Consider the following 13,518-nt stretch of genomic DNA (forward strand, 5'->3'; position numbering starts at 1 on the left):
TTGCAACACTGTTCCAGTGACCTTAGAACTGTTTAATCACAAGCGACAGAGCAGGGAACTAGCTTCGCATTCCGGGGTGTCGTGACTCAAACAACGGCTACCATGAGAGTAAACTCAGGGTGGTCTGGTCAGTACGGCTTGCTTGATTACTCTTGCAAGCCCAGTCCCTTTAGGGCTGGGTTACTGACCTAACTCTGACGTGATATGCAACAAAATTAATGATATAGCAGATCACGAAACTCAGATTAAAAGAGGGTTTTACTCATTCTTCCCTCTTCCTTCTGACTCCTGACTTCTCCGACAACAGAAGATTCCCAAATTTCTTCACTCATTGGTCAATTATTCAAACATTGAGTTAAAATAAGGGGTCGCAAACTTAGTAAGTAAAACCCGGATATTCCCCGGAGGTGTAATTGACCAAGTTCATTTTAAAAATTCTCTGGTTAGACGAAAACGTCGCCCTAGCAGTTGATCAGGTTGTTGGTAAAGGATCTAGCCCCTTAACCAAATACTTTTTTTGGCCCAGAAATGATGCCTGGGAAGAGCTAAAAAAAGAGTTAGAATCCAAACACTGGATTACAGATGTTGATCGGGTGGAGTTACTCAACAAAGCCACAGAAGTGATTAACTACTGGCAAGAAGAAGGCAGAAAACGCCCAATGGCAGAAGCACAGTTGAAATTTCCAGAGGTTGCCTTCACAGGTAGCGCCTGATTATTTTAAGTTGGTAATTGGTAGTTGGTAATTGGTGATTGGTAATGGGTAATTAAGTAAAATTATCACCTATCACCAGTCCCCTTTGCCACAATTTGATTGTCTTGTCCTTACTACCACTGGCAATCAATTTTGCATCATGACTCATAGCAACGCTAGATACTGAGTCTGTATGACCTACAAGACTAGCAATTTCTTTTTTTGTGCTGATTTGCCAAATTTTTACCGTTTTATCCCAACTGCCACTAATCAGCGTTTCTCCGTCAGCACTAAAAGCTACAGCCACCACTGACCAAGAATGACCTGAAAGTGTGCTAATTAATTCACCAGTGCCAACATCCCATAATTTAATTGTATTATCACCGCTACCCGTTGCCAAAATTTGACCATTGGGACTAAAAGCAACTGTTAAAACTGCCCAAGTATGACCGGAAAGAGTTGTTAATAAGTTAAATTTTCCGTCTTCTAATTGCCAGATGCGAACTGTGCGATCATAACTAGCACTTGCTAAAAGTCGTCCTTGGGGACTAAAAGCTACAGCATTTATTTGTAATTTATGCCCAGTTAAAGTATTCAGTCCTAAACCTGTATTCACATCCCAAATTTTAATAGTTTTATCCCAACTTCCACTAGCTAAAATTTGCCCTTGGGGATGAAATGCTAGAGATTTAACAGCGTGTGAATGTCCAGTCAGAAGATGAATTTTTGCTAATGTCTTCACATCCCACAAATTCATAGTTTGATCATCACTAGCTGTGGCTAAAATTGTATCATTGTGATTAAAAATAACTGATGTTATAGCTTGAGTATGTCCGAAAAAATTTGCTATTAATTGCCGATTGTTTAAATCCCATAATTTAATACTTTTATTATCTTCTCCACTGGCTAATATTTTACCATCATGACTTAATGCCACAGTATTAATAGAACTATTGATTTGATTTTCAAGAGGATAGGAAAGTTGCCATAAAGGATGATTAATTGGGGATAATAAAGGCAAATAATGATCTTTAATTCCCAAAGTATAAATAAGTTGATCTGCTGATTGCCAGCGTTCTTGTAAATTATATTTTATAAGTTTATCAAGGGTTTGTCCTAGATGTTCGCTAATTTGATTGGTGAGATAATCTCGCCATATCCAGCTATTATTAGTAATATCAAATAATTCAAAAGGTGGTATTTGAGTTAGTAGATAAATACAAGTTATACCTAAACTATAAAGATCACTGACAAAAACAGCTTTACCTTGTATTTGTTCTGGCGAAATATATTCTGGACTACCAACTAAATCATCTTTAGATTCATTGATATTGACAAATTTCATTGCAGCAAAATCAACTAAAACTAGATTATCTAATAAATCTTGACTTTGATTTACAGTCCGCAAAATAATATTTTTTGGTTGAATATTCTGGTGAATAATTTGATGATCATGAATAAACTTGAGAACTGGTAATAAACTTTTTAAAACTTGCCAAATCTGAGTTTCATTAAAAACACCTTGCTTTGCTAATAAACTAGCTAAATTATCACCTTCAATAAATTCTTGAATTAAATAGTAATATTCATTTTCTTTAAAATGTGTGATTAGGGAAGGAATTTGCGGATGTTTACCTAATTCCGTTAATTTCTCTACCTGATATTGAAAATTTTCCAGTGTTTGATATTGAGATGAAAATTGGTGAATAACACAAGGAATTGGCGGAAATTGACTTTCATCTACAGCAAGAAATGTTTGACAAAATCCCCTTTTACTAATCTGCTTGATTAAATGATAATCTTCTTTAATTAACACAATTTATTTTCTAGATTCCTTTTTCTGTTTCTGGATGATAAAAATAGTTCCCATTGTAATAAGTAGGTGAACGGAAAAAAACCGTAGACGCGAAGCGGCTTCTCGAAGAGTAATATGTAACGAAAAGTAAAATCTCCCAAACCCTCTTGCCTCTTGCCTCTTGCCTTGCCATAGCGACGATTTTCAATGCTAACCTACTTACTCGTTAGGTTAAGGAAATGTAGGTTGGGTTGAGTGATAGCAAAACCCAACATTATCAAGAGTTTTGTTGGGTTTCCTTCTGCCAGCCCAACCTACGACATAACTATTTTTAACCTTAACCTAATCAAAACCATATTTTGATTTTTAAGCTATAATAGACATCTTTAAGCTATAATAGACATTGGGTTTACCACTTCTATGCCTAAAAAAATCAATTTTCAGTCCCGCAAATTTCCTAAAGCTGTAACTTTTTCTTTGTATCTCTTCGGTGTTATGGCTGTTCTGATAGTGTCTTTTCCTTGGCTTTATGAAATCAAAACAAAAGCCGGAATTAATATCTCAAAAAAGTACAATACTGGATCTTTTTTAGAAAAACATACTCATGGACTCTTTAAATGTCAGTGGCTGTATCCGTACCATTGTAAACCTCCCCAAGATTAAACTGTAAGATTAGGGTGGACATTGCCCACCCTACAAATTTAAATCAATTTATCTAAATAGGGCTTGCTGAATAAACCGAAAACCTAGATAGATTAAGAGTTTCCCGGTTAAAAAAGTGAATTAGGTGCAAGGAATAAGGATTGAAACCATTAAAAACCTATCACTTTCTGAAATTTGAGACTATTCTTCTCTCCTTCTAATTCTTCCTCCTGACTCCTGACTCGGTGACTCCTGACTCGGTGACTCCTAGCCCTCACGAAAAGACTTTTTCAGCAAGCCCTAAATAAGGACTGACATCAACCGCTAATTTTTGTCCTAATTTTAGCAATTGACGACATTGAATAGTTTCGGCTTCATTATCAATACTGGTAATTCGTGGCAATATTTGACTGTGTAAACAACTCCAGTAAAGTTCTTGAGAATGGTTTAAATTAATGCCAAGATGTAATTTATGACCAACATCAATCAATCGTTCTAAACGTTGGATATCTGTATCTATTTTGCTATTGGCATCATACAATAATTGCCACAATAACCGGACTATCAATTGTTCTAGAATTTGATTACCATCGGGGATATTTAATTGACAACGGAGATGTTTGGCTTCAGTAGCGATCGCTTCTAATTCTACAATCAGATTCCAGCTTAATTGTAGTTCGCTAATATCTTGTTCTAGGGATTTTAAAGCTGTTAAACAACGATAACCCAAAGCAATCTCCGCTGCTACCTGTAATTCTCGTGGTACTTCCAATTCATCCCGATGAAAGGCCATAATTACACCGTAATTATCCCTATAGGCTTGAGTATATAACTGGTCTAATCGTGCCAGTGTTTCCTGACTCAACAACCGCATAATGCGGTGACGTTCTTCCGCAAATAAAGTTTGCAAACTAAAGGCTTCATCACCAAATAGTTGAGTCATCACCAAAATAACATGAGCGATACTAGCCTGTTGCAAGGCTGCAAACAGCTTTTCTCTGATTTGACTATAGTTACGTCGTCCTTCAAACTTTTGAATACAGCAATGAAAATCCCAACCACCCAAATGCAAAACCGCAAATACTAAATTTTCATTTTCCCAAGTAATATTTGACACTAGCTGCAAATGCCCCACCGCCATAGTTAATGGTCCCAGGCTTTGCTTATGATAATCTAGCTCATGAGCATCATAACAATAAACACGCTGATGATGATTATGAGGGTGTTTATCTGTCTCTTGTCCAGGGGCAGTATTTTGGTGATGATTAAATAGGGAAGTAATGGCGTAATGGGCAGCAACTTGTTTAAAGCCAATTTGGGCAGTTAGCACCAACCGACGATATATCTCAGCCCCATGTTTAAACTCCTCTACATTGCTAGGAGCTAAACCTAAACGTTTAAGAAAATCCTTTTCTAATTGGATACCTGCCACATCTCCGGCTAATTCTAAAGCACGGGAGGCATAACGCAAAATTTGTGTTCCCTCTGGACGGGAAATTTCCTCAAAAAACCAGCCGCAACTGGTAAACATCAGTAAAGAGTGACGCTGCATTTCCAACAAGCGTAAAGCTTCTACCTGTTCAACCGCTTGGAGTTTGCGAGTTTGATGGCGGGATAGAAACCGGTTAATATTAGCGGGAGTGCGATCGCCCATGATATGAACATATTCGTCCCGCGCTTGCCAAGGATCACGAAATAATGTACCGCCATATTCCTCATAAACATCAATTAACTGATCCCGCAGCCAATTTAAAGCATTTCTTAACGGCCGTCGCCATTTTTGATGCCACACGCCTCCTTCACCACCACAACCACAATCATCTTGCCATCTATCCACACCATGGGCGCAACTCCAAGCCGTCACAGACTTGATTTTTACTTCCCAAGAGGGAGGATTTAAACTCAAATAATGGGCAAAATTGGTGACAGTCCAACCATGACGGGGAAACTCACCAATAAAAGCATAGGCTAAAGTCTTTTCTGTGCCTTTTTTGTGATGTCCAAAGGTTTCCCCATCTGTAGCTACAGAAATTAATTGGGACTGACGATGATCCCCGCGAATAGCTGCCCCAATGCGTCCCGCAAAATGATGGGAATTGTAGACAACATCACTAAAACCCATATCCCGCGAAATCGGACCATCATAGAAAAAGATATCAATATAGGCAGTTGATTTGTTTGCAGATTCATCGCTATCTAAATAACAGCGATAAGGACGAGTAGGATCAATCTGATTACCCCCCACCTCATGCCATTGACCACCAGAATCATCTCCTGTGGGGATTAGACGACAACGCTGGGCTTGAGAAGGGGCTAAAATGATAAATTTAATGCCTTCCGCTACCAAGGCTTCTAAAGTGGCATAATCTACGGCTGTTTCTGCCAACCACATTCCTTCAGGATCACGGCCAAAGCGAGAACGGAAATCTTCCTTACCCCAGCGAATTTGTGTATGTTTATCTCGTTCATTGGCTAGGGGGAGGATAATGTGATTATAGACTTGAGCGATCGCATTCCCATGACCATTGAGGCGATCGCAGCTTTTAGCATCAGCCTCCAAAATCCGCTGATAAACGGACCCATCGTAGCGTTCTAACCACGACATCAGCGTTGGACCAATGTTAAAGCTCATGTATTCATAATTATTCACAATCTTCACAATTTCACCTCGGTCATTTAAGACTCTAGCAAAGGCATTAGGACGATAGCACTCCCAATGAATGCGCTCATTCCAGTCATGAAAAGGACTAGCACTGGGTTGACGTTCAATCGCATCAAGATAAGGATTTTCTCTAGGAGGTTGATAAAAATGACCATGAACCGTGACATAAACACCCTGAGCAGTTTTCAGGGGATCATGTTCAGGACTGGATTTAGGCTCTTGATCTAATGGTAATATTGAGCCAGAACTACTGGGTTTTTCCGCTGCCAAAGTCATATATTTTTATCCAAATAAATGTGTAATTTTGCAGAATATTCTTACTATATCTACATTTCTACAATTGTTTTCTCATAAAATCAGTTATAAATAACACCTCTAAATTTTAATAGAAGTCAGGAAAAAAAAGGGGAATAATATCGAACCCCAATTACCAATTACCAATCACCATCCTTGACAGATATGATAGGTGTTCAAATGCACATAATGTTTTAGTCCCTGTGCAGATATCCCCTCAACTAAAGGTAAAAATGTCAATCAAGAACATTATTTTCAGCGTGCTGCTGTTGTTTATACCCATATCCCTAGCAGCCCACTTTTTAGAATGGGGAGACTTGATAGTTTTCATCACCGCAGCATTAGCTATACTCCCCCTAGCAGCTTGGATGGGTACAGCTACGGAAGAAATAGCTGTAGTTGTTGGACCAGGAATAGGCGGATTTTTAAACGCAACCTTTGGCAATGCCACAGAATTGATTATTGCCTTAGTTGCCCTGAATGCGGGCTTAATTGATGTCGTCAAAGCCAGTATAACTGGATCAATTATCAGTAATTTACTCTTAGTCATGGGTTTATCCATGTTATTAGGCGGAATTCGTTACAAAGAACAAACATTTGAATCAGTCATAGCTCGTGTAAATGCTTCTTCTATGAATTTGGCGGTAATTGCCATTTTGTTACCAACAGCAATGAACTATACCTCCATAGGGATTAGTGAAAAAACCGTACAGAATCTTTCCCTAGCTGTAGCTGTCGTCTTAATTCTAGTTTACGGCTTAACACTGCTATTTTCCATGAAAACTCATGCTTATTTGTATGATGTTGGTGTGGCAGATATTGAAGAGGAAGCAGAAGCAGTTGTCCATAAAAAACCAAATGTTTGGTTATGGAGTGGTGTCCTTTTAGTTTGCACCCTGTTAGTTGCCTTTGAGTCAGAACTACTAGTTGGTTCATTGGAAGTCGCTACATCTCAACTAGGTTTAAGCGCCCTATTTACCGGGGTAATTTTAGTTCCTATTATCGGTAATGCTGCTGAACACGCTACCGCAGTTACCGTAGCCATGAAGAACAAAATGGATTTGGCTATGTCTGTCGCTGTGGGTTCAAGTATGCAAATTGCCCTGTTTGTGGCCCCGGTTTTAGTAATTGCCGGTTGGGTAATTGGCCAACCAATGGATTTAGATTTTAACCCCTTTGAATTAGTCGCTGTTGCTGTATCAGTTTTAATTGCTAATAGCATTAGTTCTGATGGTAAATCTAATTGGTTAGAAGGGACATTACTCCTAGCTGCTTATACTGTCTTGGGTTTTGCCTTCTACTTCCATCCAGTTGCCAACAGTATCGGTTAAAATATCTTACCTGATCAAAGGTCTAAAATTCCCGATCTCATAAATTGGGAATTTTTTTCTCTTCTACCAAGTCCTAAATATTTTTTTAATAATTTTAACTCCCTTAAGATAGATGAATAAAATCAATAATTCTTATAGTGTCAAATCAGATCATTCTTTTGATATCAACCTATAGATTTATGATACATCAATATCCCTAAATATTTTTTACTATTTGATCATAGTAATTACATATATAGGACTAATATTTGATTTTTCGAAAAAATCAGTGCCAGTTTATATCCGTTCTTCTCTGCTTTTGCTATTTCCCATTTTATAAATAAATACAATTATAAAAGACAATGAACGAAATCGGACTGCTGATGATGGGTGTATTTAATCAGAAATCACTAACTATACCCCATTTTCCATTAAACCAAACCTTGTTTCACCTAGAAAATGGTGTACAGCTAACAAATCATCAATCAAATAAGTTAGTTTCTTCTGCTCAAATTACACCACCAGAATTTATCCACATAAATGAAACTTCCCCAAGTAATCTCTCAATTCTCTCATTCCGACGACACCAAATATTTAAGCAAATCACACAAAAACAGATATCCAGCAGTTCTTTTGAATTAGCTGATGCTGGGAATATCCCTATGACCAATAAAAAAGGTGTTCAATTATCAACAGGATATCGCACAACCCAGAATAAACCTATGCCCGTAATTGGTTTTGGTAATTCAGGCATATCTGTGAAAGTTTTACAAAAATTGTTAATGTCTAATGGTTATGGACTACCTATTGATGGAGTTTTTGGACCAGTTACCGAAACTGCTGTCAAAGCCTTTCAAAATCGTCGAAGTCTATCAACAGATGGTGTGGTTGGTCAAAAAACTTGGTGGGAACTAACAATTTAATTTGTCATTTGTCATTTGTCGTTTGTTAGTTGTCATTTGTCATTTGTCATTTGTCATTTGTCATTTGTCATATAAATCATCTAAATCAAAAGAATCATAGTTAAAGATGATTTCTATCAGTCAAAATTTCATACCCACTATCTGTCACTAATACAGTATGCTCAAACTGAGCAGATAAAGCATTATCAACTGTTACCGCAGTCCATCTATCAGCTAAAATTCTGGTATTTTTAGAACCAGCATTTAAAATTGGTTCAATTGCTAAAGTCATTCCTGAACGCAATTTCACATTCGGTATTTCACGAGTTCGATAGTTAAAAACCGCTGGTTCTTCGTGTAAATTTCTACCCACACCATGACCAGTAAATTGTTCCACCACTGTAAAACCATTGGCTTTGACATGATCTTCAATTGCACCGGCAATCTCCGTTAAATGGACACCAGCTTTTACCTGTTCAATCCCTTTATATAGAGATTCCTCGGCTATTTTAATCAGTCTTGCGGCTTCACTCGTCACACTACCCACAGCGATAGTAATGCAGGAATCACCATGAAAACCTTGATAATAAGCACCTGTATCAACTTTTAATACATCTCCTGTATGAATTACCTTTTTATGGCTAGGAATTCCATGGACAACTTCATGATTAATACTAGAGCAGATGGAAGCGGGAAACCCATGATATCCTTTAAAGCTAGGAGTTGCATCCATTTCGCGGATGCGTTTTTCCGCATAAGCATCTAAATCGGCCGTGGTCATTCCTGGCTGAACTAGGTCAGAAATTTCCTTGAGAACAGTTGCCACAATCTTCGCTGATTGTCGCATAATTTCGATTTCACGGGTTGATTTAATTTCAATCCCTCCGCGTTGTCGTTTTTCGGGTTTTGGCTGGGCTGGTTGAGAAAGTAAGTTAGCGAAAATATTCATCATGAAGTTTAGGAATTAGGGGTGCTTTTACCGGTTAGCTGTGAAGTTGTTGAGATTTATTGGCAAAAAATATCTATATTTAAGTTAACTTATTTTGCGCTTCTAGAGAAACACAGATATTCATCCTGTAAATCCACAAATCCTGTAAATCCTGATTCTGACAGTGAAAAATGATCACCTAATCACAATTTCTCCTTTCATTCCTGCTTCTGCGTGTCCAGCTATAGTACATCCTAAAGCATATTTACCTGGTTTCATGGGGACAAATACCCATTCTGCTTCTGCACCAGGTTTAAGTTCTAATTCGTGAATATTCCCTTTAATTTCTACATTGCCGGCTTCGACTTTTTGAGTCCAAATTGCATCAGCAAAGTCTTTAGCGGTAAAATAATGTTTTTGTGAGCTAGGATTATTTAACTTGAGATTGTAGCGTTTACCAGAGGTAAATTCTAAATGATTTGGCTCAAATTTTAATTCATTAGCAACATTACCCAAGCTAACTGTAATCTCTATTGGTGGTTGTTTGAGGAGATTACTAGATAGATTCTCTGCTGTTGCTGGAGAAGTACCCATTATTACTATACTCATTAGCAGAGAGAATAAACAAATCAAAAAGTTACTCATGGCTCAATGGATAATTGTCAATCACACCTGTTCCCATTATCCATGAACCACATTCATTTAATCTTTTTATGTGCCAGAATTTGTGGCCCTGCGGTGACAACAACAATTTTATCAGGGTGAAGTAATTCACGAGCGGTTTGATTGACTTGATTGAGATTGACTTGTTCTATTTTGCTGATAAATGAGCGCAATTCTATCTGATTCAACCCGTAAACTTCATTCATCACCATTCTCTGGCTTAACTGTTCGGGATTGGCCAAAGAAATATTATAATTGCTGATTAAATTGCGTTTAGCTGTTTCTACTTCCTGTGCTGTCACACCTTGTTGATGAACTTGCTTCAGGAGGTTGCGGGTACTGGAAATTGCTTTGCGTGCGTCTTCTGGACTGGTTTGCATTTCAATGAGAAATGTACCAACATTCTTACCTGTGATGAAATTGCTATAAATTCCGTAGGTTAGGCCTTGGCGATCGCGCACTTCTGCCCCTAGTCTACTCGATAATGTATCACCGCCGAGAATTTGATTCAAGATCATCGCCGCATAAAATCGTTTATCTTGACGGTTAATGCCGGTGTAACCCATGTAAGTTATCGCTTGGGGTTTACCAGGGACAACAGGATTAACATTAATTACATTTTTTGGCATCCCCACATTGGGATATTTTACCGTTGGTGGTTTGCCGTTTACTTGCCAATTTCCTAATTTTGCTTGAATGAGCGATCGCACTTTGGTAACATCAAAATCGCCGACGATTGCTAAAACTGTGGTATCAGGACGATAATGTTGGGCTTTAAAAGCCATTAGATCTTGACGTTGAATTTGTTCAATACTTTTCGCAGTTGGGAAGGTATGTAATGGGTGTTTTTTCGGATAAATAGACTGCACAAAGATACGATTTGCAACCTTATCAGGATCATCTAAATCTGAATCTAGGGAAGTTAAAGCTTGTTGACGTGAAAGTGCAAACTCTTTTTCTGGGAATGTACTATCTCTAATTACATCCGTCAATGTCCCCAGCAAAACTGGTAAATCCACCGCTAAACTACTACCTTTAATCCGTACACCTTCACGAGAGGCTTCAAAGTCCAAATTTGCGCCTTTTGCATCTAATCCTTGGGCAATAGTTCGCATATCTTTGGTTTTCGTGCCATTCATCAGATTTGCTGCCACTAAAGACGCTAATCCTCCTTGATTATCTGCCTCAAATTCTGTTCCCGCTTTGATATATCCGCTCAAAGTCACTGTTGGTGTAGTTTTGTCTGGTAACAGTAACACGCGTAACCCATTAGCAAGCTGTAACTGTTGGGGGATTTGTCTTTCTGGCGTTTTGGGTAATATATCTAGAGGTGGTAAATACTTCTTGACTTCCGCTGGAACTACAGCCACATCAACAGCAAAATTATCTCCTGTTTGCGTTGAGTAAGATGAACTCCGGTTGTTGAGCGAAGTCGAAACACGGTTAGTTTCTGCTTGCTGAGTAGGTTCAAAAAATCCGACTTTTCGGGCTGCTGGTTGTAGATATTTATTGATGACATTCATCACATCAGCAACTTGGACTTTCCGAATATTTACTAAGTGCTTTTCTGTATATTGATAATTATCCGTCGTGATTTGATCATTACCCAATTGCATAGCTTGATTGGTAATATCACGGTTATTTAAAATAACTGAAGCTGTTAATTGAGTTTTTGCTCTTTCTATCTGTTCTTCTGTCACAGCGACTTTGGCAAGTTTTCCTAACGCCTTTATTACCGCTGCATCAATTTTATTTAAGTCCTGATTTCCTGAACCTGTTACTAATATTTCATACCAACCACCCCCACGTAAACTAGCAACATTTCCCGAAACATTATTAGCTAAACCCGATTCTACTAATTCCTGATACAAGTAAGCATTTTTACCCGCAGTCAAGATATAATCCATAACTTCCAAAGCGGGAATATCTGGTTGATTGATTTGGGGAAGTGGGTAAATTAGTTGGAGTAATGGATTTCCCCCCGGTTCTTGTAATTTAATTGCAGGTGTAGGAGTAGCGGCAGGTAATGGAGTTATGAGATGATGGGGTGAATATTGGCGTTTGGGGATTTTCCCGAACACAGTTTGCACAGTTTTCAAAGTTGGTGCGGTGTCAAAATCTCCCGCAATTACCAAAACAGCATTGTCAGGACTATAGAATTTTTGATAATATTCTCGCACTTGCTCAACTGTGAATTTCTCCACATCAGCCTTAGTTCCCCCAATAGGTAATCCATAGGGATGATCTGGAAAAACAGACAGCATCACAGCGCGATTTAAACGATATTCGGGGCTATTTTCATAACCTTGTAATTCAGAAATAACTACTCGCTTCTCACTAGCTAACTGTTGAGGATCAATCAGCGAGTTTTTCATTCTATCTGCTTCTAGCGTCAACAGAGCCGTGAGTTTATCCCGTTCCGCAGTATTGTAATATGCGGTTTGGTCATAACTGGTAAAAGCATTAGAATCACTGCCCAAAGCACTAAATAACCGCCCAAATTGGATAGGACGATTGCTAGTACCTTTAAACATGATATGTTCTAATTGATGGGCAATACCATTTACCCCAGATGCTTCCTGACCTGATCCAAATTTGTACCATAATTGCACTGTCACCACAGGAGCATTATGAACCTCCTTAGTGATCACAGTTAAACCATTATCAAGGACTGTTTTATGAACATTTGCTGTAATAGCGAGATTTGGTGTTTCTTTAGCGACTAATGTTTTCTGAGATTTTTCTGGGTTGGAGTTGTGGGAAGAGGTGGAAAAATCCGCCCTTTCTCCGCTAAAAGCAGCATCTTGATTTAACACAAAAACGGCTATGATCCAGATACTCAAGATGACTAAAGAAAAGCGATGTCGTTGGGCGATAGAGAAAAAAGACATATCTTTGGCGAATAGATATATGTAATTTAAGTTACATATATTGAGTGACTAAAAAATTGGGCAAATGTTTCTGTACCTCATGGAAACTAGAAATGTACCTGAAAAGGAAAAATATTGTATCACCCCAAGGGCATAAATACTAATTTACAGCCTATTTATGCAAAAACCGTAAAAATTCTAGAGGTAATCCGTCAAAATCAGCGATAAATGCGACTTCTAAGATTTTATCGCCAATTTGCTGCTGTGTAGGTTCTAAAAGAATTTTCAGAGGTGGTAAATTTTCTATTGTCGCTAACCGTGTTTTTAAGCTTTCCAACCAAGTTGGTAAATCTGGTGTGATCTGAGTCACATCAAAAGCAAGATGATAATAGCCGACATAATGTTCATCATTAAAAGCATCTGGGGCTGGTTTGGGTTGAGGAATTTGGATGAGTTCAATTCTCCCGCCCAAACCTTCCATCCAGCAAGCTAGAGTATAACCGGTGGTGAAGCGATCGCCCACCGTAAACCCTATCTGCTCATAAAAAGCGATCGCTAGATGGATATTTGCCGTTCTAATGGAAGCATGGTGCATAATTTTGTCAGTTGTCAGTTGTCGGTTGTCGGTTGCTAGTTCTTTATTACCACAAACCACAAACCACTGTACGGGCGAAGCATTTGGAGAACTATTTTTGGCAATGACCGATAATTTATCTTCCAAATGCGACCACTGTACGGGCGAAGCATTTGGAGAACTATT

The 13,518-nt window shown here is 38.4% G+C and carries 9 protein-coding genes; 3 read left to right on the forward strand and 6 right to left on the reverse strand.

Features of this window, described 5'->3' with window-relative positions; all coding sequences use genetic code 11:
* The first annotated feature begins 413 nt into the window (after positions 1–413).
* Entirely contained in the window at positions 414–713 is a 300-nt protein-coding gene (locus FJR06_RS08275; RefSeq protein ID WP_015079494.1) for a 30S ribosomal protein PSRP-3, read from the forward strand.
* Positions 714–765: 52 nt separating this feature from the next.
* Here the strand turns inward: FJR06_RS08275 and FJR06_RS08280 are convergent, their stop codons facing one another.
* Together FJR06_RS08280 and FJR06_RS08285 are read right to left on the reverse strand one after the other, a co-directional pair.
* Positions 766–2,508 carry a WD40 repeat domain-containing serine/threonine-protein kinase gene (locus FJR06_RS08280; RefSeq protein ID WP_015079495.1) on the reverse strand — a complete coding sequence of 581 codons (1,743 nt, stop codon included), beginning with the start codon at positions 2,506–2,508 and terminating at the stop codon, positions 766–768.
* A gap of 895 nt (positions 2,509–3,403) precedes the next feature.
* Positions 3,404–6,067, reverse strand: a complete 2,664-nt coding sequence (locus tag FJR06_RS08285) for a DUF3536 domain-containing protein (protein ID WP_168651219.1) — start codon at positions 6,065–6,067, stop codon at positions 3,404–3,406.
* A gap of 251 nt (positions 6,068–6,318) precedes the next feature.
* Between FJR06_RS08285 and cax the strand changes: the two genes are divergently transcribed.
* Both cax and FJR06_RS08295 read left to right on the forward strand, forming a co-directional pair.
* Positions 6,319–7,416, forward strand: a complete 1,098-nt coding sequence (gene cax, locus FJR06_RS08290) for a calcium/proton exchanger (protein WP_168651220.1) — start codon at positions 6,319–6,321, stop codon at positions 7,414–7,416.
* Positions 7,417–7,757: 341 nt separating this feature from the next.
* Complete coding sequence (locus FJR06_RS08295) at positions 7,758–8,318, forward strand: peptidoglycan-binding protein (protein ID WP_254434402.1); 561 nt, start codon at positions 7,758–7,760, stop codon at positions 8,316–8,318.
* 100 nt (positions 8,319–8,418) lie between these two features.
* Here the strand turns inward: FJR06_RS08295 and map are convergent, their stop codons facing one another.
* The 4 genes from map to FJR06_RS08315 all read right to left on the reverse strand — a co-directional run bounded on the left by map (position 8,419) and on the right by FJR06_RS08315 (position 13,353).
* Positions 8,419–9,246, reverse strand: a complete 828-nt coding sequence (map, locus tag FJR06_RS08300) for a type I methionyl aminopeptidase (RefSeq protein ID WP_148766844.1) — start codon at positions 9,244–9,246, stop codon at positions 8,419–8,421.
* 174 nt (positions 9,247–9,420) lie between these two features.
* On the reverse strand, positions 9,421–9,834 hold the full coding sequence (locus FJR06_RS08305) for a cupredoxin domain-containing protein (RefSeq protein ID WP_235081976.1): 414 nt from the start codon (positions 9,832–9,834) through the stop codon (positions 9,421–9,423).
* Positions 9,835–9,923: 89 nt separating this feature from the next.
* A complete protein-coding gene (locus tag FJR06_RS08310) occupies positions 9,924–12,779 on the reverse strand; it encodes a pitrilysin family protein (protein WP_168651221.1) in 2,856 nt (951 codons plus the stop codon).
* Between the two features lie 151 nt (positions 12,780–12,930).
* Positions 12,931–13,353: a VOC family protein gene (locus tag FJR06_RS08315; protein WP_041458305.1), complete on the reverse strand. Its 423-nt coding sequence runs from the start codon at positions 13,351–13,353 to the stop codon at positions 12,931–12,933.
* Positions 13,354–13,518 lie beyond the last annotated feature (165 nt).

It is taken from the genome of Dolichospermum sp. UHCC 0352 (assembly GCF_009711925.1).
In the GTDB taxonomy this organism is placed as follows: Bacteria; Cyanobacteriota; Cyanobacteriia; order Cyanobacteriales; family Nostocaceae; genus Dolichospermum; species Dolichospermum lemmermannii.

Coding starts and splice junctions, on each gene's coding strand:
- FJR06_RS08285 (WP_168651219.1), bottom strand. CDS start 6,067: ATGACTTTGGCAGCGGAAAAACCCAGTAGTTCTGGCTCAATATTACCA.
- cax (WP_168651220.1), top strand. CDS start 6,319: ATGTCAATCAAGAACATTATTTTCAGCGTGCTGCTGTTGTTTATACCC.
- FJR06_RS08295 (WP_254434402.1), top strand. CDS start 7,758: ATGAACGAAATCGGACTGCTGATGATGGGTGTATTTAATCAGAAATCA.
- map (WP_148766844.1), bottom strand. CDS start 9,246: ATGAATATTTTCGCTAACTTACTTTCTCAACCAGCCCAGCCAAAACCC.
- FJR06_RS08305 (WP_235081976.1), bottom strand. CDS start 9,834: ATGAGTATAGTAATAATGGGTACTTCTCCAGCAACAGCAGAGAATCTA.
- FJR06_RS08310 (WP_168651221.1), bottom strand. CDS start 12,779: ATGTCTTTTTTCTCTATCGCCCAACGACATCGCTTTTCTTTAGTCATC.
- FJR06_RS08315 (WP_041458305.1), bottom strand. CDS start 13,353: ATGCACCATGCTTCCATTAGAACGGCAAATATCCATCTAGCGATCGCT.